The sequence below is a fragment of the Streptomyces collinus Tu 365 genome, assembly GCF_000444875.1.
Classification (GTDB): domain Bacteria; phylum Actinomycetota; class Actinomycetes; order Streptomycetales; family Streptomycetaceae; genus Streptomyces; species Streptomyces collinus_A.
In genome coordinates this window covers 2,520,659-2,540,363 of record NC_021985.1, presented here as the reverse complement: position 1 = coordinate 2,540,363, position 19,705 = coordinate 2,520,659, and the positions used below count along the sequence as shown (strand labels likewise).

Here is a 19,705-nt window from a genome sequence, read left to right as displayed (position 1 = left end):
CGGCGACAACGTAATTCGAGGCGAGAGGCCTTCGACGTGGCAGCACCGCAGAACTACCTCGCAGTCATCAAGGTCATCGGTGTCGGCGGCGGTGGTGTCAATGCCATCAACCGGATGATCGAGGTCGGTCTCAAGGGCGTCGAGTTCATCGCCATCAACACCGACGCACAGGCGCTGTTGATGAGCGACGCCGACGTGAAGCTCGACGTCGGCCGTGAACTCACCCGCGGACTCGGCGCCGGAGCCAACCCGGCCGTCGGCCGCAAGGCGGCCGAGGACCACCGCGAGGAGATCGAGGAGGTCCTCAAGGGGGCCGACATGGTCTTCGTGACGGCCGGTGAAGGCGGCGGCACCGGCACCGGCGGGGCGCCGGTCGTGGCCAACATCGCGCGCTCGCTGGGCGCCCTCACCATCGGCGTGGTCACGCGCCCGTTCACCTTCGAGGGACGGCGCCGCGCGAACCAGGCCGAGGACGGCATCGCCGAGCTGCGCGAGGAGGTCGACACCCTCATCGTCATCCCGAACGACCGGCTGCTGTCCATCTCGGACCGCCAGGTCTCGGTCCTGGACGCCTTCAAGTCGGCCGACCAGGTCCTGCTCTCCGGTGTCCAGGGCATCACCGACCTCATCACCACCCCCGGCCTGATCAACCTCGACTTCGCCGACGTCAAGTCGGTCATGTCCGAGGCCGGTTCCGCCCTCATGGGCATCGGCTCGGCCCGCGGCGACGACCGCGCGGTGGCCGCCGCCGAGATGGCGATCTCCTCGCCGCTGCTGGAGGCGTCCATCGACGGCGCCCGGGGCGTGCTGCTCTCCATCTCCGGCGGTTCGGACCTCGGCCTGTTCGAGATCAACGAGGCGGCCCAGCTGGTCAGCGAGGCGGCCCACCCCGAGGCCAACATCATCTTCGGCGCCGTCATCGACGACGCCCTCGGCGACGAGGTCCGGGTCACCGTGATCGCGGCCGGATTCGACGGCGGCCAGCCGCCGGCCCGCCGGGACAACGTCCTCGGCTCGGCCTCCTCCTCGCCGGCCCCGGCCCGCCGCGAGGAGCCCGCTCCGGCGCGGCAGCCGGAGAGCCGCCCGTCCTTCGGCTCGCTCGGCAGCGTGACGCCGAAGGAGGACCCGGAGCCGGCGCCCGAGCCGGTCGCCGAGATCCCGGTGGCCCCGCCGGTCCCGCCGTCGCCGCGGACCTACTCGGACAGCGCGGCCGAGGAGCTGGACGTGCCGGACTTCCTGAAGTGATAGGACAGCGCGAGAGCGTGAGCGGCGCGCACTTCGCCTTCACCGACCGGTGGGGCGGGGTGAGCGCCGCTCCGTATGAGGAGCTCAACCTCGGCGGGGCGGTCGGCGACGACCCCGGGTCCGTGCGCTCGAACCGGGAACGGGCGGCCGAGGCGCTCGGGCTCGACCCCGGACTCGTCGTCTGGATGAACCAGGTGCACGGCGCCGGCGTGGCCGTCGTGGACGAGCCCTGGGGCGCGCAGCCCGTGCCGGAGGTCGACGCCCTCGTCACCACCCGCCGGGGGCTCGCCCTGGCGGTCCTCACCGCCGACTGCGTACCGGTCCTGCTGGCCGACCCGGTCGCCGGCGTCGTGGCCGCCGCGCACGCCGGGCGGCCCGGCATGATCAAGGGGGTCGTCCCCGCCGCCGTACGGGCCATGACCGAACTCGGCGCCGAGCCGGGCCGGATCGTCGCCCGCACCGGCCCCGCCGTGTGCGGCCGGTGCTACGAGGTGCCGGAGGCGATGCGCGCCGAGGTGGCCGCCGTCGAGCCGGCGGCGCACGCCGAGACGAGCTGGGGCACACCGGCGGTCGACGTGGGCGCCGGCGTGCACGCCCAGCTCGAACGGCTCGGGGTGGACGACCGGGCGCAGTCTCCGGCGTGCACGCTGGAGTCGGGCGACCTCTTCTCCTACCGGCGCGACCGCACCACCGGGCGGCTCGCCGGTTATGTCTGGCTGGACTGATGGGGCATGACGGAACGTAAGGCAGAACTCGCCGCGAATCTGGCGAAAGTGGAGCAGCGCATCGCCGCCGCCTGTGCGGCGGCCGGGCGCGAGCGGGACGAGGTGACCCTGATCGTGGTCACCAAGACGTACCCGGCGAGCGACGTGCGGATCCTGTCGGAGCTCGGTGTGCGTCACGTGGCCGAGAACCGGGACCAGGACGCCGCCCCGAAGGCCGCCGCCTGTGCGGATCTGCCCTTGAAGTGGCACTTTGTCGGACAATTGCAGACCAACAAAGTCCGTTCCGTGGTGGGTTATGCCGATGTGGTGCAGTCCATCGACCGGGACCGGTTGGTGACCGCGCTGTCGAAGGAGGCCGTGCGGACGGGGCGCGAGGTGGGCTGTCTGGTCCAGGTCGCGCTCGACGCGGGCGAGCGCGAGCGGGGCGAGCGCGGAGGCGTCGCGCCCGGCGGGATCGGGGAGTTGGCCCGGCTCGTGGCCGAGGCGCCCGGGCTGCGGCTCGACGGACTGATGACCGTCGCTCCGCTCACCGGGGAATACGCGGGACGCGAACAGGCGGCGTTCGGACGGCTCATGGATTTGTCGACCGACCTGCGCCGGACCCATCCGGCTGCAACCATGGTGTCCGCAGGGATGAGTGCGGACCTCGAACAGGCCGTGGCCGCCGGAGCGACACATGTGCGCGTCGGCACCGCGGTACTCGGAGTCCGACCCAGGCTCGGGTAACGTCGCCAAGAAGTCGGACCACAGCAGAAAATATGGTCAATGTCCGCCCAGGCGGGCGCAACGACCTCGTGGATCGCGGGCACTTGGCAGTCGTCACCCGATCCACCACAGAGCGGAGGACTCAGAGCATGGCCGGCGCGATGCGCAAGATGGCGGTCTACCTCGGCCTCGTGGAGGACGATGGGTACGACGGCCGTGGATTCGACCCCGACGACGACTTCGAGCCCGAGCTGGACCCGGAGCCCGAGCGGGAGCACCGACGGCATGAACCGTCACACCAGTCGCATGGCGCGCACCAGTCCCAAAGGGACGAAGAGGTGCGAATCGTGCAACCGCCCGCGCCGCGCGAGCCGGTGGCCCGAGCGACTGCGCTCGCCGCGGAATCCAGCCGTCCGGCGCGCATCGCGCCCGTGGCATCCATCACACAAGAACGTCAGTCCCTGGAGAAGAACGCGCCGGTGATCATGCCCAAGGTCGTGTCCGAACGAGAGCCGTACCGGATCACCACGCTTCACCCCCGGACCTACAACGAGGCCCGTACCATCGGGGAACACTTCCGTGAGGGCACCCCGGTGATCATGAATCTCACTGAGATGGATGACACAGACGCCAAGCGACTTGTCGACTTTGCGGCCGGTTTGGTGTTTGGTCTTCACGGCAGCATCGAGCGGGTGACGCAGAAGGTGTTCCTGTTGTCGCCTGCTAACGTCGATGTCACGGCGGAGGACAAGGCCCGCATCGCAGAGGGCGGGTTCTTCAACCAGAGCTGAGACGTACCACCGGAGAAGGCACGGAACAGGGGAGAGGGAAAGCCAGACCATGAGCGTGTTCGCGCAGGTGATCTACATCGCGCTGATGGTGTTCCTCGTCGTGCTGATCTTCCGGCTGGTCATGGACTACGTCTTCCAGTTCGCCCGCTCGTGGCAACCCGGCAAGGCGATGGTGGTCATCCTGGAGGCCACCTACACTGTCACCGATCCACCGCTGAAGCTTCTGCGGCGGTTCATCCCGCCGCTGCGTCTCGGGGGCGTGGCGCTCGACCTGTCCTTCTTCGTACTGATGATCATCGTCTGGATCCTCATCTCCGTCGCACAGAGATTCGTGTGATGAGGATGGACGATACGGTCTTGCCGACTGCCGATGACTACGTTGAGGTGAAGAGATGCCGTTGACCCCCGAGGACGTGCGGAACAAGCAGTTCACGACCGTCCGCCTCCGAGAAGGCTATGACGAGGACGAGGTCGATGCCTTCCTCGACGAGGTCGAAGCCGAGCTGACCCGTCTGCTCCGCGAGAACGAGGACCTGCGCGCCAAGCTGGCCGCGGCCACGCGCGCTGCTGCGCAGAACCAGCAGAACATGCGCAAGCCTCCGGAGCAGGACCAGCCGCATCCTCAGCAGCAGGGCATGCGAGGTCCCGGCGCGCCGGTGCCCGCCGGCATATCGGGCCCGCCGCAGCAGCAGATGGGTGGCCCCATGGGTGGCCCGCCCCAGCTGCCGAGCGGTGCCCCGCAGCTGCCTGCCGGCCCCAGCAGCCAGGGCGGCCCGCAGGGTCAGGGTCCGATGGGTCAGGGTCCGATGGGTCAGGGCCCCATGGGCCAGGGTCCGATGGGTCAGGGTCCGATGGGCCAGGGTCCGATGGGTCAGGGCCCCATGGGCGGTCAGCCGCCCATGCAGCAGCAGATGGGTGGCCCGATGGGCGGCCCCATGGGCGGTCCGATGGGCGGCCCCGGTCAGGGTCCCGGTGGCGACAGCGCCGCGCGTGTCCTCTCGCTGGCCCAGCAGACCGCCGACCAGGCGATCGCCGAGGCCCGCTCCGAGGCCAACAAGATCGTCGGTGAGGCCCGCAGCCGCGCCGAGGGTCTGGAGCGTGACGCCCGTGCCAAGGCCGACGCCCTGGAGCGGGACGCGCAGGAGAAGCACCGCGTCGCGATGGGCTCCCTGGAGTCCGCCCGCGCCACGCTGGAGCGCAAGGTCGAGGACCTGCGCGGCTTCGAGCGCGAGTACCGCACGCGTCTGAAGTCGTACCTCGAGTCCCAGCTGCGTCAGCTGGAGACCCAGGCCGACGACTCCCTGGCGCCGCCGCGCACTCCGGCCACCGCGTCCCTGCCGCCGTCCCCGGCGCCCTCGATGGCTCCGGCCGGCGCGAGCGCCCCGTCCTACGGCGGAAACCAGGGAATGGGCGGCCCGTCCGCGCCGTCCGCCCCGTCCTACGGCGGCCAGCAGCAGATGACCCCCGCGATGACCCAGCCCATGGCTCCGGTCCGTCCGCAGGGTCCGTCCCCGATGGGCCAGGCGCCCTCGCCGATGCGCGGGTTCCTGATCGACGAGGACGACAACTGAGTATCGAGCACTAGTACGACAAGGGCGTCGGCAGCGTTCATCGAGGGCGGGGCCCCGGACTTCGGTCCGGGGCCCCGCCCTTTTACGCGTGTTGAGCCGGGTGCGCCGGACATGCGCACCCACGCGAAGGGCCCGGCCCCCCGAGCAGGGGGCCGGGCCCTTCGCGTGGTCCCGCTTACGCCTTGCGCAGCCGGAAGACGAGGGACAGACCCTCGTCGGTGAACGGCTCACCGAAGCCGGCGTCCGCCTCGCCCTGGGCGAAGTCGGTCGCCAGGACCTCCTCGGCGATCAGCCCGCTGTGCTCGGCCAGGGCCGCGACGACCGCCGGGTCCGTGGAGGTCCAGCGCAGGGCGATCCGGTCGGCGACGTCCAGGCCGCTGTTCTTGCGGGCCTCCTGGATCAGCCGGATCGCGTCACGGGCCAGGCCCGCCTGCCGCAGCTCCTCGGTGATCTCCAGGTCCAGCGCCACGGTGGCACCGGAGTCGGAGGCCACCGACCAGCCCTCGCGCGGGGTCTCCGTGATGATCACCTCGTCGGGGGCGAGGGCGACCGTCTCGCCGTCGACCTCCACCGACGCCGTGCCCTCGCGCAGCGCCAGCGACAGCGCGGCGGCGTCGGCGGCGGCGACGGCCTTGGCCACGTCCTGCACCCGCTTGCCGAACCGCTTGCCCAGCGCGCGGAAGTTGGCCTTGGCGGTGGTGTCCACCAGCGAGCCGCCGACCTCGGACAGCGAGGCCAGGGAGGAGACGTTCAGCTCCTCGGTGATCTGGGCGTGCAGCTCCCGGTCCAGGGCCTCGAAGCCGGTCGCGGCGATCAGCGCCCGGGACAGCGGCTGGCGGGTCTTGACGCCCGACTCCGCGCGCGTGGCACGGCCCAGCTCCACCAGCCGGCGGACCAGGACCATCTGCTTCGACAGCTCCGGGTCGATGGCGGAGAGGTCCGCCTCCGGCCAGGGGGCCAGGTGCACGGACTCCGGGGCGCCCGGCGTCACCGGCACGACCAGGTCCTGCCACACCCGCTCGGTGATGAACGGGGTGATCGGGGCCATGAGCTTGGTGACCGTCTCCAGCACCTCGTGCAGCGTGCGCAGCGCGGCCTTGTCGCCTTGCCAGAAACGGCGGCGCGAACGGCGGACGTACCAGTTGGACAGGTCGTCGACGAACGCGGACAGCAGCTTGCCGGCGCGCTGGGTGTCGTACGCCTCCAGGGCCTGGGTCACCTGGTCGGTGAGCGCGTGCAGCTCGGACAGCAGCCAGCGGTCGATCAGCGGGCGCTCGGCCGGGGCCGGGTCCGCCGCTGACGGCGCCCAGTCCGACGTACGGGCGTACAGGGCCTGGAAGGCCACCGTGTTCCAGTACGTCAGCAGGGTCTTGCGGACGACCTCCTGGATGGTGCCGTGACCGACCCGGCGGGCCGCCCACGGGGAGCCGCCGGCCGCCATGAACCAGCGCACCGCGTCCGCGCCGTGCTGGTCCATCAGCGGGATCGGCTGCAGGATGTTGCCCAGGTGCTTGGACATCTTGCGGCCGTCCTCGGCGAGGATGTGGCCGAGGCAGACGACGTTCTCGTACGACGACCGGTCGAACACCAGGGTGCCGACGGCCATCAGCGTGTAGAACCAGCCGCGGGTCTGGTCGATCGCCTCGGAGATGAACTGGGCCGGGTAGCGGCTCTCGAACAGCTCCTTGTTCTTGTACGGGTAACCCCACTGGGCGAACGGCATCGAACCCGAGTCGTACCAGGCGTCGATGACCTCGGGAACCCGTACGGCGGTCTTCCCGCAGCCGTCGTGACGGCAGGCGAAGGTGACCTCGTCGATGTAGGGGCGGTGCGGGTCGAGGCCCGACTGGTCGGTGCCGGTCAGCTCGGTCAGCTCCGCGCGGGAGCCGACACAGGTGAGGTGGTCGTCCTCGCAGCGCCAGATCGGCAGCGGGGTGCCCCAGTAGCGGTTGCGGGAGAGCGCCCAGTCGATGTTGTTGTTCAGCCAGTCGCCGTAACGGCCGTGCTTGACCGTGTCCGGGAACCAGTTGGTCTTCTCGTTCTCCTGAATCAGGCGGTCCTTGATCGCCGTCGTCCGGATGTACCAGGAGGGCTGCGCGTAGTACAGCAGGGCGGTGTGGCAGCGCCAGCAGTGCGGGTAGCTGTGCTCGTACGGCAGGTGCCGGAAGAGCAGGCCGCGCTGCTTGAGGTCCTCGGTGAGCTGCTCGTCGGCCTTCTTGAAGAAGACGCCGCCGACCAGCGGCAGGTCCTCCTCGAAGGTGCCGTCGGGGCGGACCGGGTTCACCACGGGCAGGCCGTAGGAGCGGCAGACCTTGAGGTCGTCCTCACCGAAGGCGGGGGACTGGTGGACCAGACCCGTGCCGTCCTCGGTGGTGACGTAGTCGGCGTTCACCACGTAGTGGGCGGGCGCCGGGAACTCGACCAGCTCGAAGGGGCGCCGGTAGGTCCAGCGCTCCATCTCGGCGCCGGTGAAGGACTGCCCGGTGGTCTCCCAGCCCTCACCGAGCGCCTTGGCGACGAGCGGCTCGGCGACGACGACCTTCTCCTCGCCGTCGGTCGCGACGACGTAGGTGACCCCGGGGTGCGCGGCGACCGCCGTGTTGGACACCAGGGTCCACGGGGTCGTCGTCCACACCAGGAGCGCGGCCTCACCGGCGAGCGGGCCCGAGGTGAGCGGGAAGCGGACGTACACGGACGGGTCCACGACCGTCTCGTAGCCCTGGGCGAGCTCGTGGTCGGACAGGCCGGTGCCGCAGCGCGGGCACCACGGGGCGACGCGGTGGTCCTGGACCAGCAGGCCCTTGCCGAAGATCTCCTTCAGTGACCACCAGACCGACTCCACGTACTCGGGGTCCATGGTGCGGTAGGCGTCGTCCAGGTCGACCCAGTACCCCATGCGGGTGGTCAGCTCGGCGAAGGCGTCGGTGTGCCGGGTCACGGACTCGCGGCACTTGGCGTTGAACTCGGCGATGCCGTACGCCTCGATGTCCTGCTTGCCGGAGAAGCCCAGCTCCTTCTCCACCGCCAGCTCCACGGGCAGGCCGTGGCAGTCCCAGCCGGCCTTGCGGCCCACGTGGTAGCCGCGCATGGTGCGGAAGCGGGGGAAGACGTCCTTGAAGACGCGTGCCTCGATGTGGTGGGCGCCGGGCATGCCGTTGGCGGTGGGCGGCCCTTCGTAGAACACCCACTCCGGGCGGCCCTCGGACTGCTCCAGGCTCTTGGCGAAGATCTTCTGGTCGCGCCAGAAGTCGAGCACCGCGTGCTCAAGCGCGGGCAGGTCGACCTGGGCGGGCACCTGGCGGTACGTCGGCGCTGTCATCTGCGAGCATCCTCCAACGGACTTGCTGCCTTCCGTCGGAGGGACGAGAGCCTTCAATCGTCTACGCCGTGTGCGGCGCGCTCCCGCGGTACCACCCTCCTTGGCCCCTCGGCGTGCCGTACGCGCCGCTGGGCCCCCTCATTGGGGTCGCGAGCCGGTTCTACTCGCCGCGGGTCTTCACGGCTTTCTTCCGGCGGCTCCGGGGTGATCTTCACGTCGCGCTCGCCCCCGGGCTCACACCGTCCCCGGGTCGCTCTGGGCTGCGTACGTCGCTACTCGTCCCCATCCACGCTTTTCGCTCCGCCCAGTGTACGGCGCCGCGCGGACAGCGGCCGACCGCTTTTCGCGGCCCGCGCGGGCGTCCGGCCGGAGCGGGCCGGGTGACCCGGATGGCGCCGGGCGCGGCGACCGGCGTCGCGGCCGGGCGGACCTGCCGGATTACCCGGCGGGGAGCGGGGCACAACGGATGCAGGTCCGCTGCGCGGGGGGTGCGGGCGGGCGAATCGGGCGGTGTGCCCCGTTGCCGCGGGACTCAAGTCGATTTATCGTCCCAGCACGATTCGCGTGCAAGATCACAATATGTGAAGGGGCCGCGGCCATGGTGGCGAAGAAGACCGCCGTACAGCAGCCGGCGACCGGCCGCTCCCGGGGTGCGGACGCCCCCGGTACGGCCGCGTCCCCGGGCGGGCGCAAGCGGACCGGCCACGGGAAGGGCACGCACGCGGACGACGCCACGGCGGGCCGCGCCGAGCCGCTGCGGACGGTCCGGGGACCGGCTGGCAAGTCCTCCGGCGCAGGGCCGGGCACCGCCCCGGGTGGGGCGCCCCCCGGGGAGGAAAGCGGCCGGAAGCGGGGTAGTACTGCCGGGGCCGGGAAGAAGACTGCGGTCGAGGGGGCCGCGAAGACCGGCCCGACCGGCAGGGGGCCGGGCGGGAGAACGGCGGAGAAGCCGACGGACAAGCGGGCGGGGACGGCCGAGCGGGCGGCGGCCGGGGAACCGGCGACGGCCACGCCCGCATCGAAGAGGACGACGGCTGAGAAGGCGGCGCACGGCAGGACGGCCACCGGTAGGACGACGGCCGGTAAGGCGGCGGGGAAGGCGACGGACGGCAGGGCGGGCACCGGAACGGCGGGGACCGGGACGGCGACGGCGGGGAAGGCGGCGCAGGGCAAGGCGGGCACCGGAACGGCGGCGCACGGCGGGGTGGCCTCCGGGAAGTCGGGGACCGAGACGGCTGCGGAAGGCAAGGCGGGCTCGGGGAAGACGGCGGCCAAGACGGCGACGGCGAAGAAGGCGACGGGTGTGGGGTCGGCGGCCAAGAAGGCGGCGGCGAAGAAGGCGGGCGCCGAGGAGGTGGCCACCGGTGTGGCGGGCGCCGAGGAGGCGGTCCCCGGAGGAGCGGTCACCGGGGAGGCGGCGGCCGCCGAGGGGACGAGTCCTTCGGCCGCTCCGAAGCCGGCCGCCCGGAGGACGGCGGCGGCCAGGACGGCCGCGAGGAAGACGGCGGCCGAGAAGGCCGAGGGGGCGGCCGGGGGAGAGGCGAAGGCCGCCGGGAGGGCGGGCACCGGGAAGACGGCGGCCTCGAAGAGGACGGCCGCGCAGAGGACGGCCACCGGGAAGGCGGGCGGCGAGAAGGACGGCACCGGGAAAGCGGTCGCCGGGGAAGCCTCCGCGGGGGCGGCCCGGAAGAGCACGGCCAAGAAAGCGGGCGCGGCGCGGGCCGCGAAGCAGACGGGAGCCACGACAGTGGTTGCGAAGAAGACTCCTGGCACGGCCACGGCGGAGCAGGGCGCCGTTCCCAAGGCACGGCTCGCCGCGGTGGAGCCGGGCGAGCTGGCGGTGCGTCCCGGCGAGGACCCCTGGACCCCGGAGGAGGTCACCGAGGCCCGGGCCGAGCTCCAGTCCGAGGTGGAGCGGCTGCGGAACGAGATCAGCACCTCCGAGGCGTCCCTCGTGGGCCTGATGCGGGACTCCGGCGACGGCGCGGGCGACGACCAGGCCGACACCGGCACCAAGAACATCACGCGCGAGCACGAGATGGCGCTGGCCGCCAACGCGCGCGAGATGCTGACGCAGAACGAGCACGCCCTGGAACGGCTCGACGCGGGCACCTACGGCCTGTGCGAGAACTGCGGCAACCCGATCGGCAAGGCCCGCATGCAGGCCTTCCCCAGGGCCACACTCTGCGTCGAGTGCAAGCAGAAGCAGGAACGCCGCTCCTGAGCACCGGGGTCCGCCGGACCGTGCCGTAGTCTCGTCTCAGTCAGGCACCTAGGTTGAGGGACTCACGTGGCAGAGGCGGAGCGCATCATCGGTACGCCGGACACCCCGGACGACGGCGGCGAGCGGGCGGCGGCCGCCGGGACGCCCGACGGTCCGGGCGCGTCCGGACCGTCCGGCGCGGGCGAGCCGGCGGCGCCGGCAGGGCGGCGGACCGGACGCGGGCGCAGGATCGCCGTGCTGTTCGCGGTGGCCGCTTTCGCCTATGCCCTCGACCTGATCAGCAAGCTGCTCGTGGTCGCGAAGCTGGAGCACCGCGAGCCGATCCGGCTGGTCGGCGACCTGCTGGAGCTGCACGCCATCCGCAACCCCGGCGCGGCCTTCGGCTTCGGCGCGGCCTTCACGGTGATCTTCACCCTGATCGCGGCCGCCGTGATCGTCGTGATCATCCGCCTGGCGCGCAAGCTCTACAGCTTCCCCTGGGCGATCGCGCTCGGCCTGCTGCTCGGTGGCGCGCTCGGCAACCTCACCGACCGCGTCTTCCGGGCGCCCGGGATCTTCGAGGGCGAGGTCGTGGACTTCATCGCGCCCAAGGGCTTCGCGGTGTTCAACCTGGCCGACTCGGCGATCGTCTGCGGCGGCATCCTGATCGTGCTGCTGTCCTTCCGCGGCCTGGACCCGGACGGCACCGTCCACAAGGACTGAGCCCCGGGTCGTACCCGGTTGTCCACAGGCTCGTGCGGGGCCGTCGCGGCCGTCCGGCATACTCGACGGGTGAGCACGATTCCCGAGATCCGTACCCTGCCCGTGCCCGACGGCCTGGAGGGCGAGCGCGTCGACGCCGCCATCTCCCGCATGTTCGGCTTCTCCCGCACCAAGGCGGCGGACCTGGCCGCGGCCGGCAAGGTCCAGGTCGACGGGGCGGTGGTCGGCAAGTCGGAGCGGGTGCACGGAGGCGCCTGGCTCGAGGTCGAGATGCCGCAGGCGCCCGCGCCCGTGCAGGTGGTCGCCGAGCCGGTCGAGGGCATGGAGATCGTGCACGACGACGACGACGTGGTCGTGATCGTCAAGCCGGTCGGCGTGGCCGCGCACCCCTCGCCGGGCTGGAGCGGCCCGACCGTCATCGGCGGCCTCGCCGCCGCCGGGTACCGGATCTCCACCTCGGGCGCCGCCGAGCGCCAGGGCATCGTGCACCGCCTGGACGTCGGCACCTCCGGCCTGATGGTGGTCGCCAAGTCGGAGCGGGCGTACACCTCGCTCAAGCGCCAGTTCAAGGAGCGCACGGTCGACAAGCGCTACCACACCCTCGTCCAGGGCCACCCGGACCCGACGAGCGGCACGATCGACGCCCCCATCGGCCGGCACCCGCACCACGACTACAAGTGGGCGGTCACGGCCGAGGGCAAGCCCTCGGTGACCCACTACGACCTCATCGAGGCCTTCCGCTCCGCCTCCCTGCTCGACGTGAAGCTGGAGACCGGCCGCACCCACCAGATCCGCGTCCACATGTCCGCCCACCGCCACCCCTGCGTGGGCGACCTCACCTACGGCGCCGACCCGACCCTCGCCAAGCGGCTGCGCCTGTCCCGCCAGTGGCTGCACGCCGTCCGGCTCGGCTTCGAGCACCCGGGCGACGGCCAGTGGGTGGAGTTCGGGAGCGACTACCCGGAGGACCTGAGCAAGGCCCTCGACCAGGTACGCGAGGAGACCTACGCGTGAGCGCGCCCGTCACCGTCCGGATCGCCGAGGACCCCGCCGACCGCGAGGCCTGCTTCGCGATCCGCAAGGAGGTGTTCGTCGCCGAGCAGGGCGTCCCGCAGGACATCGAGTACGACGCGTACGACGCCGTCGCCGTCCATGTCCTCGCGGTCCGCGAGGACGGCGAGCCGCTCGGCACCGGGCGCCTGCTGTTCGGCGAGGTGGCCGCCGCCAAGACCGGCGGGGACGCGTCGGTGGGCTCGCTGGGGCGGCTCGCCGTCGCCGGCGCGGCCCGCGGGCTGGGCATCGGCGTGGCCCTGGTGCGGGCCATCGAGGAGGCGGCCCGCGCGCACGGCCTGACCGCGGTGGACCTGCACGCGCAGACCCAGGCCCTGGGCTTCTACGAGCGCCTGGGCTACGTGGCGTACGGCCCGGAGTTCCTGGACGCCGGGATCCCGCACCGGTCGATGCGGCGCGTGCTGTAAGCCGAGGCCCCCGGAACGGCCGGCGGGCGGGTGCCGTGGCAGGCTGGTGGCCTGCCGTGTGATCGTCGACCCTCGGAGCGCTGGCCGTGGATCAGTTGGCCCTGTTGTTCGTGCTGCTGCTGGGGGCCCTGGTCAGCGTCCCGATCGGGGACCGGTTCGGGCTGCCCGCGCCGGTGCTGATGACGCTGCTCGGCGGGGCGCTGGCGGTGGCCGACTTCGTTCCCAACGTGGACATCCCGCCCGAGCTGATCCTGCCCGCCCTGCTGCCGCCCCTGCTCTACGCCGCCGTACGCCGGACCTCGTGGCGGCAGTTCGCCGCCAACAAACGGCCCATCTTCCTGCTGGCCGTGGCCCTGGTGTTCGTGACGATGCTGTGCGTGGCGGCCGTCGCCCACACGATCGTGCCCGGGCTGCCGATCGCCGCCGCGCTCGCGCTGGGCGCGCTGATCGCCCCGCCCGACCCGGTCGCCGCCACCGCCGTCGCCGGACAGCTCGGGCTGCCGCGCCGGCTGGTGTCGATCCTGGAGGGCGAGGGCCTCTTCAACGACGTCACCGCCATCGTGCTCTACCACGTGGCGATCGCCGCCGTGGTGAGCGGGGAGTTCTCGGCCTGGCGCGCCGGGCTCGATCTGGTGCTGTCCGCCGTGGTCGCGGTGGCGGTCGGGCTGGTGCTCGGCTGGGGCGCGAACCGGCTGATGGACCTCCTCGGCGACCCCACCCTGCAGATCGGCATGACCCTGCTGGTGCCCTACGCCTCCTACGTGCTCGCGGAGGAGCTGCACGGGTCCGGCGTGCTGGCCGTGCTCACCACGGCGCTCTTCCTCTCCGAGTACGCCACCGACGCCGACGACGTGATGACCCGGCTCGCCGGCCACACCTTCTGGGACATCATCGACACGCTCGTCACCGGCGTCGCCTTCGGGCTGATCGGCCTCGAACTGCACAACGCGATCAGGACGGCGTCCGGGCGCTGGGGCGAGCTGCTCGGCTGGGCCGCCGCGACCGCCGGCGTCGTCGTCCTGGTCCGGCTGCTGTGGCTGCTGCCCGCGACCTGGCTGACCCAGCGGCTGCACGCCCGGCGGGACTACGACGAGGAGATCCCGGTGAGCTGGCGGGAGACCGTGATCATGTGGTGGTCGGGGATGCGCGGAGTGGCGTCGGTGGCGCTGGCGCTGGCCATCCCGCTGAAGACGGGCGCGGGCAAGCCGTTCCCCGACCGCGACGAGATCGTCTTCATCGCCTTCGGAGTGATCATCGTCACCCTGGTGCTGCAGGGGCTGACCCTGCCGTGGCTGGTGAAGCGGCTCGGGGTGCAGGCCGACTCCGAGCGGGAGAAGGAGTTCGAGAAGGAACTGGCCCGGCGGGCGGCGAAGGCGGCCAAGAGCAGGCTGCGGGAGATCGAGCAGGTGGAGGACCTGCCGGAGGAACTGTCCGAGCAGATGCTGCGGCGCGCCTTCGACATCGGCATCCGGATCAGCCCGGACATGGGCGAGGAGGAGCGTCGGGAGGCGCACCAGCAGCGGGCGCGGCGGCTGCGCCGGGTGCGGCGGATCCAGGGCGAGATGCTCAGCGCCGCCCGGCACGAGGTGCTGGCGGCGCGGAGCGAGCCGGGGGCCGACCCGGAGATCGTGGACCGGGTCCTGCGCCACCTGGACGTACGCAGCCTGCGCTGACCGGGCGGGGCCGCCGGACGGCGTGACCGCCGCCCGGCACCGGCCGGTCCCGCCCGGTGCCGGGCGGGACCGCTGAGGGCGGGGCCGCTCAGCCGCGGCCGGTGCGCGGGAACTCGTAGGCCCGGCGCAGGGTCGCGCCGTCGGGCGACGGGACACGGCTCGGCGGGAGCACCGCCTCGGAGGTGTTGACCCGCGGCAGGGCGTAGGGGTGCTCCGTGGACAGCCAGCCGATCATCTGCTCGCGGACGGCGACCCGGACGGTCCAGATGTCGTCCGCGTCCTTGGCGGTGACCAGGGCGCGCACCTGGATGGTGCTCGGGGTCGTGTCCGTCACCTGGAGGCTGTAGGCGCGGCCGTCCCAGGCCGGGCACTGGCGCAGGATGTCGCGCAGCTTCTCGCGCATCGCCTCGATCGGCGCGCTGTGGTCCAGGTGCCAGTAGACGATGCCCGTCATCTGCGGAGTGCCGCGCGACCAGTTCTCGAAGGGGTTGGAGGTGAAGTACGACACCGGCATGGTGATCCGCCGCTCGTCCCAGGTCCGCACCGTCAGGAAGGTCAGGGTGATCTCCTCGACCGTGCCCCACTCGCCGTCCACCACCACGGTGTCGCCGATGCGCACCATGTCGCCGAAGGCGATCTGGAGTCCCGCGAACATGTTGGCCAGGGTCGACTGGGCGGCGACACCGGCGACGATGCCGAGGAGGCCGGCGGAGGCCAGCAGCGAGGCACCGGCCGCGCGCATCGCCGGGAAGGTGAGCAGCATCGAGGCGCTGGCCACCACGATCACGATCGCGGAGACCACCCGCATGATCAGTTCCACCTGGGTGCGCACCCTGCGCACCCGGGCGGCGTCCCGGTGGACCCGCGCGTAGCGGGAGTAGGAGCTCTCGACGATCGCCGAGGCGATCCGGATCACCAGCCAGGCGGCGGATCCGATCAGCACCAGGGTCAGCCCCTGGCCGATGCCCACGTGGTGGCGCTCCAGGAGTTTCGCCTGGTCGTACGAACCCCTGAGCATGGCGGCGCACAGGACGAGCTGGTACGGGATGCGGCCGCGCCGAAGCAGCCCCCACAGCGGTGTCTCGGAATTTCGTTCGTCTGCCTTGCGCAGCAGCCGGTCGGTCGCCCACCCGATGGCCAGGGTGAGCAGCACCGTGCTGCCGAGCACGATCAAAGGACGGAGTACGTTCTCCATCCTGCGCACCTAACCGGACTCGGCGGTTCATGAACATGTGAGTTCCGGGCGCGGATGGGTACGGCCGCGGTTCGGCCCCGTCGTACCGGGCTGGCACCATGGCCTCATGAACATCATGCTCTTTCACTCGACGTACGGGCTCGGGCCCGCGGTGCGCGCGGCCGCGGACCGGCTGCGCGCGGCCGGCCACGAGGTGTGGACGCCGGACCTCTTCGAGGGGCGCACGTTCGACACGGTCGAGCAGGGCATGGAGTTCGAGCAGCGGACCGGCAAGGACGAGCTGCTGAAGCGGGCCGTGCTGGCTGCCGCGCCCTACTCCGAGCGCGGGCTGGTGTACGCCGGGTTCTCGCTCGGCGCCTCCGTCGCCCAGACGCTCGCGCTCGGCGACGAGCGGGCCCGTGGCCTGCTGCTCCTGCACGGCACGTCCGACATCGCGCCGAACGCCCGGGTGGACGAGTTGCCGGTGCAGCTGCACGTGGCGGAGCCCGACCCGTTCGAGACGGACGACTGGCTGAGCGCCTGGTACCTGCAGATGGGCCGGGCGGGCGCGGACGTCGAGGTCTACCGGTACCCCGGGGCCGGCCACCTCTACACCGACCCCGCGCTGCCCGACTACGACGAGGAGGCGGCCGAGGCCACCTGGCGGGTGGCGCTCGGCTTCCTCGACAGCCTCTAGGAGGCGGCCGCTAGAAGGCGGTCACGGGCCTGCGGAGGGCGGTCACACCGGGTCGTAGGTGCGCTCGATCTTCTGCGTGCCGCTGCGGGTGCGGTAGGAGCGGACCCAGGCGGAGGTGGCGTTCGCGTTCGTGCGGTCGGACAGGACGTAGTAGTCCATCTGCGTGCGGTCCGCGGTGATGTCCAGGACGCCGTAGCCGTGGCGGTCGGTGTCCACCCAGTGGACGTGCCGGTTGGCGGCCTTGATGACCGGAGCGGCGACCGCCGAGACGGTGCCCTCGGGCACCTTCACGATGTCGTCGAGGTTGTCGGAGGTCACCGAGGTGACCACGAACTCGGTGGCCGCCGAGGCCGACAGCGGGTAGGTGCCCGCGTCCACCGGCACGTCGTTGGCCCACGCCATGTGGATGTCACCGGTCAGGAAGACGGTGTTGCCGATGGCGTTGGAGCGCAGGTGGTCGAGCAGCTCGCGGCGGTCGTCGGTGTAGCCGTCCCACTGGTCGGTGTTGGCGGCGATGCCCTCCTGCGGCAGCCCGAGCAGTTTGGCGAGCGGCTTGAACAGGTCGGCGGAGAGCGAGCCGAAGGAGAACGGCGAGATCATCACCGAGTTGCCGACCAGCCGCCACCTGGTGTCGGAGGCCGACAGGTTCGCCTTCAGCCAGTCGAGCTGGGCACGGCCGGTGATCGTACGGTTCGGGTCGTCCACCGAGCCGCTGGCCGTCGAGGCCTGCTGGGAGCGGAAGGAGCGCAGGTCCAGCAGGGAGAGGTCGGCGAGCTTGCCGAAGCGCAGCCGGCGGTAGGTGGTGCCGGCGATGGCGGGGCGGACCGGCATCCACTCGAAGTAGGCCTGCTTGGCAGCGGCCTGCCGGGCGGTCCAGGTGCCCTCGGCGCCCTCGGTGTGGTTGACCGCGCCGCCCGACCAGGCGTTGTCGGCGAACTCGTGGTCGTCCCATATCGCGATGACCGGCGCCTTCACGTGCAGCGCCTGGAGGTCGGGGTCGGTCTTGTACTTCGCGTGCCGGATCCGGTAGTCGGCGAGGGTGAGGATCTCGTTCGCGGGGGAGTGCGGACGGACCACGGTGCCGCGGGCCGCGTACTCGCCCGACTTGTACTCGTAGATGTAGTCGCCCAGGTGCAGCCACGCGTCCAGGTCGTTGCGGGCCGCGAGGTGGCGGTAGGCGGAGAAGTAGCCCGCCTCCCAGTTGGCGCAGGAGACCACGCCGAAGCGCAGACCGGCGACGGCGGCGTCCGCGGCCGGCGCGGTGCGGGTGCGCGCCGCCGGGGAGTCGGTGCCGCCCGCCGAGAACCGGAACCAGTAGTCCGTGGCCGGTGCCAGGCCGCGGATGTCCGCTTTGACGGTGTGGTCGGTTGCGGCCGTCGCCGTGGTGGAGCCCTTGGCGACGATGCTGGTGAACGCCTTGTCCCGGGCGACGGTCCAGCTCACCTCGGTGTCCGGGCCGACGCCGGAGCCGGGCAGGGCCTCGGGGACGGGGGTCACCCGGGTCCACAGCAGGACACCGTCGGGCAGCGGGTCGCCGGAGGCGACACCGTGCAGGAAGGCGGGGGCCTGGTCGGCCGCGCGCGCCGGGAGGGTGGCGGCGAGCGGGCCGGCCAGCACAGCCGTCGCCGCCGCGGCCTTGACGACCGTACGGCGGCGAGGGGAGAGGGAGTTGAGGGCCTGGTGGGCCTCGGAAGATCTGTATCGACTGGTCACGACCGATCAGGTTACTGATCGGTATGCGCGAGAGTAGGCGAACTTCGGAAGTTCGCCCACTCTTCACACCGGGCTCGTCACCGAGCGGGGTCAGCCCTTGAGGGCCGCGTCCACCACCCGGTCGAAGTCGGCCACCGACATGGGCGGGTTGCCCTGGCTGTCGGCGGTCAGCTTCTTGCCGTCCATCACGAAGCTCGGGGTGCCGCTCACCCCGTCCTTGTTGTCGTCGAAGGTCTTCGACATGGCCATCGCCCAGGCGTCGTAGGTGCCCTTCTTGACCGCGTCCTGGAACTTGGCGTTGCCCTTGAGCGCGGGGACGGTGTCGGCGACCTTGACGAGGTAGCTGTCGTCCTTGAACTTGTCGGCCTGCTCGTCCGGGTGCCACTTGGCGGAGTACAGCGCCGTCTTGTACTCGAGGAACGCCTCGGGGCTGACGTCGAGCGCCGCGCCGAGGGCGCTCAGCGCGTTCTTGGAGCCCTCGCCGTTGTCGTGGTTGTCGATGAAGGTGGCACCGATATACTGGATCTTGAACTTGCCGTCGTCCAGGTCCTTCTTCACCGTCGAGTCGACCGTCTGCTCGAACTGGGCGCACACCGGGCAGCGCGGGTCCTCGTAGACCTTCAGGGTCTTCTTGGCGCTGTCCTTGCCGAGGACGACGGTGGTGCCCTTCGTGCCCGTGGTGTTGGCCGGGGCGACGACGGAGGCGTCCTTCAGGCCGTCCCAGTGGCCGGGCTTGTTCATCTGCACGACCGCGTAGCCGATGCCGCCGGCCGCGGCCAGCACGGCCACGACCGAACCGGCCACGATCAGCTGCCGCCTCGCCTTGTCGCGCTTGGCCTGCCGCTCGCGCTCCTGGCGCAGCCGCTCCCGGGCCGCCGTCTTCGCCGACTGGGTGTTCCGCTTGCTCATGGTGGTGATCTCCAGATGGGACGCGCACATGCCGTACGCGGGATACGTGTGGGGGACTTGTCGTGCTCAGCCGAGAGCCGAGAAGCACGGCGGTCCACGCCGTCCCAGGGAGTGCACCAGGAGCCGGTCGAGGGCGGTGGCCGGCCGGGGCGAGGGGTTCGGCAGCCGGCGGACCGGCGAGAGCCGCACGGACCGGGCGGCCGCCACCGCGAGCGACAGCGGCCGGAAGGTGGTGGCGGTGACCGCGCGCAGCAGCTGTACCAGGGCGCGCTCGCCCCGGCGCAGCCAGGCGGCGGCCAGCAGGCCCACGCCCACGTGCGCGGCGAGCAGCAGCCAGGCGGCGGCCGGCTCGGCGTGCGCGAGCAGTTCGTCCGGGCCGCCGTGGCCGCCGGTGACCTGGGCCAGCGGGGCGCCGACGGCACCGCCCTGGCACAGCACGTCGAAGCCGAAGGCGCGCAGCGGTCCGGCGACCGGACCGCCCGCCCTGCCGTAGCAGGCGTGCTGGCCGGTGGTGAACACGGTGTCGGCGGCCAGCTCCAGCGGGACCAGCAGCGCCGCGATGCGGCCGAAACCGCGCTCGCGGCCCGCCAGCGCGTACGCGGTCAGGAACACCCCGGCGGCGACCGCGGCCACGGTCGCCACCGGCAGCGGGGCCCGCGACAGCAGGACGTGCGACGCGGTGCTGAGCGTCACGGCCACGGCCGTGAACAGCGCCGCGCGCACGGCTCTGAGGTGGGTCCCGGATATGTCCATAGCGAGAGAAGAGTCTGTCACGTGCG

The 19,705-nt window shown here is 71.8% G+C and carries 17 protein-coding genes; 12 read left to right on the top strand and 5 right to left on the bottom strand.

Annotated elements, in window-relative coordinates:
• Positions 1–36: 36 nt before the first annotated feature.
• The 6 genes from ftsZ to B446_RS10845 all read left to right on the top strand — a co-directional run bounded on the left by ftsZ (position 37) and on the right by B446_RS10845 (position 5,037).
• Positions 37–1,245, top strand: coding sequence for a cell division protein FtsZ (ftsZ, locus tag B446_RS10870; protein WP_020939480.1), 1,209 nt, complete (start codon positions 37–39; stop codon positions 1,243–1,245).
• Positions 1,242–1,970, top strand: coding sequence for a peptidoglycan editing factor PgeF (gene pgeF, locus B446_RS10865; protein WP_078614679.1), 729 nt, complete (start codon positions 1,242–1,244; stop codon positions 1,968–1,970). Before ftsZ ends, pgeF begins: the two co-directional genes overlap by 4 nt.
• A gap of 6 nt (positions 1,971–1,976) precedes the next feature.
• Entirely contained in the window at positions 1,977–2,696 is a 720-nt protein-coding gene (locus tag B446_RS10860) for a YggS family pyridoxal phosphate-dependent enzyme (RefSeq protein ID WP_020939478.1), read from the top strand.
• A gap of 128 nt (positions 2,697–2,824) precedes the next feature.
• Positions 2,825–3,466, top strand: a complete 642-nt coding sequence (locus B446_RS10855) for a cell division protein SepF (RefSeq protein ID WP_020939477.1) — start codon at positions 2,825–2,827, stop codon at positions 3,464–3,466.
• Between the two features lie 49 nt (positions 3,467–3,515).
• Positions 3,516–3,803 carry a YggT family protein gene (locus tag B446_RS10850; RefSeq protein WP_020939476.1) on the top strand — a complete coding sequence of 96 codons (288 nt, stop codon included), beginning with the start codon at positions 3,516–3,518 and terminating at the stop codon, positions 3,801–3,803.
• A 55-nt stretch (positions 3,804–3,858) separates the two neighbouring features.
• On the top strand, positions 3,859–5,037 hold the full coding sequence (locus B446_RS10845; protein WP_020939475.1) for a DivIVA domain-containing protein: 1,179 nt from the start codon (positions 3,859–3,861) through the stop codon (positions 5,035–5,037).
• Between the two features lie 175 nt (positions 5,038–5,212).
• Here the strand turns inward: B446_RS10845 and ileS are convergent, their stop codons facing one another.
• Complete coding sequence (gene ileS / locus B446_RS10840) at positions 5,213–8,356, bottom strand: isoleucine--tRNA ligase (protein WP_020939474.1); 3,144 nt, start codon at positions 8,354–8,356, stop codon at positions 5,213–5,215.
• A gap of 598 nt (positions 8,357–8,954) precedes the next feature.
• On the opposite strand from ileS, the gene B446_RS40940 reads away from it, so the two are divergent.
• From B446_RS40940 to B446_RS10810, 5 genes are all read left to right on the top strand, one after another.
• Positions 8,955–10,580, top strand: a complete 1,626-nt coding sequence (locus B446_RS40940; RefSeq protein WP_078614678.1) for a TraR/DksA family transcriptional regulator — start codon at positions 8,955–8,957, stop codon at positions 10,578–10,580.
• A 66-nt stretch (positions 10,581–10,646) separates the two neighbouring features.
• Entirely contained in the window at positions 10,647–11,282 is a 636-nt protein-coding gene (gene lspA, locus B446_RS10825) for a signal peptidase II (RefSeq protein ID WP_020939471.1), read from the top strand.
• Positions 11,283–11,351: 69 nt separating this feature from the next.
• Positions 11,352–12,296 carry an RluA family pseudouridine synthase gene (locus B446_RS10820; protein WP_020939470.1) on the top strand — a complete coding sequence of 315 codons (945 nt, stop codon included), beginning with the start codon at positions 11,352–11,354 and terminating at the stop codon, positions 12,294–12,296.
• Complete coding sequence (locus B446_RS10815; protein ID WP_020939469.1) at positions 12,293–12,760, top strand: GNAT family N-acetyltransferase; 468 nt, start codon at positions 12,293–12,295, stop codon at positions 12,758–12,760. The genes B446_RS10820 and B446_RS10815 overlap by 4 nt, the downstream gene beginning before the upstream one ends.
• 86 nt (positions 12,761–12,846) lie before the next feature.
• Positions 12,847–14,433 carry a Na+/H+ antiporter gene (locus B446_RS10810; protein WP_043475289.1) on the top strand — a complete coding sequence of 529 codons (1,587 nt, stop codon included), beginning with the start codon at positions 12,847–12,849 and terminating at the stop codon, positions 14,431–14,433.
• Positions 14,434–14,521: 88 nt separating this feature from the next.
• Here B446_RS10810 and B446_RS10805 read toward each other — a convergent pair whose 3' ends face one another.
• On the bottom strand, positions 14,522–15,628 hold the full coding sequence (locus tag B446_RS10805; RefSeq protein ID WP_043475286.1) for a mechanosensitive ion channel family protein: 1,107 nt from the start codon (positions 15,626–15,628) through the stop codon (positions 14,522–14,524).
• A gap of 106 nt (positions 15,629–15,734) precedes the next feature.
• Between B446_RS10805 and B446_RS10800 the strand changes: the two genes are divergently transcribed.
• On the top strand, positions 15,735–16,304 hold the full coding sequence (locus B446_RS10800) for a dienelactone hydrolase family protein (RefSeq protein WP_020939466.1): 570 nt from the start codon (positions 15,735–15,737) through the stop codon (positions 16,302–16,304).
• A 42-nt stretch (positions 16,305–16,346) separates the two neighbouring features.
• On the opposite strand, the gene B446_RS10795 is transcribed toward B446_RS10800, so the two are convergent.
• The 3 genes from B446_RS10795 to B446_RS10785 all read right to left on the bottom strand — a co-directional run bounded on the left by B446_RS10795 (position 16,347) and on the right by B446_RS10785 (position 19,679).
• A complete protein-coding gene (locus B446_RS10795) occupies positions 16,347–18,017 on the bottom strand; it encodes an alkaline phosphatase D family protein (RefSeq protein ID WP_043475283.1) in 1,671 nt (556 codons plus the stop codon).
• 90 nt (positions 18,018–18,107) lie between these two features.
• Complete coding sequence (locus tag B446_RS10790) at positions 18,108–18,926, bottom strand: thioredoxin domain-containing protein (protein ID WP_043477989.1); 819 nt, start codon at positions 18,924–18,926, stop codon at positions 18,108–18,110.
• 66 nt (positions 18,927–18,992) lie between these two features.
• On the bottom strand, positions 18,993–19,679 hold the full coding sequence (locus B446_RS10785; protein WP_043475280.1) for a hypothetical protein: 687 nt from the start codon (positions 19,677–19,679) through the stop codon (positions 18,993–18,995).
• Positions 19,680–19,705: the final 26 nt, after the last annotated feature.

What these genes read in the sequence shown, in the direction of transcription:
- B446_RS10860 (WP_020939478.1), top strand. Translation starts at nt 1,977, where the DNA reads ATGACGGAACGTAAGGCAGAACTCGCCGCGAATCTGGCGAAAGTGGAG.
- B446_RS10855 (WP_020939477.1), top strand. Translation starts at nt 2,825, where the DNA reads ATGGCCGGCGCGATGCGCAAGATGGCGGTCTACCTCGGCCTCGTGGAG.
- B446_RS10850 (WP_020939476.1), top strand. Translation starts at nt 3,516, where the DNA reads ATGAGCGTGTTCGCGCAGGTGATCTACATCGCGCTGATGGTGTTCCTC.
- B446_RS10845 (WP_020939475.1), top strand. Translation starts at nt 3,859, where the DNA reads ATGCCGTTGACCCCCGAGGACGTGCGGAACAAGCAGTTCACGACCGTC.
- ileS (WP_020939474.1), bottom strand. Translation starts at nt 8,356, where the DNA reads ATGACAGCGCCGACGTACCGCCAGGTGCCCGCCCAGGTCGACCTGCCC.
- B446_RS40940 (WP_078614678.1), top strand. Translation starts at nt 8,955, where the DNA reads ATGGTGGCGAAGAAGACCGCCGTACAGCAGCCGGCGACCGGCCGCTCC.
- B446_RS10805 (WP_043475286.1), bottom strand. Translation starts at nt 15,628, where the DNA reads ATGGAGAACGTACTCCGTCCTTTGATCGTGCTCGGCAGCACGGTGCTG.
- B446_RS10800 (WP_020939466.1), top strand. Translation starts at nt 15,735, where the DNA reads ATGAACATCATGCTCTTTCACTCGACGTACGGGCTCGGGCCCGCGGTG.
- B446_RS10790 (WP_043477989.1), bottom strand. Translation starts at nt 18,926, where the DNA reads ATGAGCAAGCGGAACACCCAGTCGGCGAAGACGGCGGCCCGGGAGCGG.
- B446_RS10785 (WP_043475280.1), bottom strand. Translation starts at nt 19,679, where the DNA reads ATGGACATATCCGGGACCCACCTCAGAGCCGTGCGCGCGGCGCTGTTC.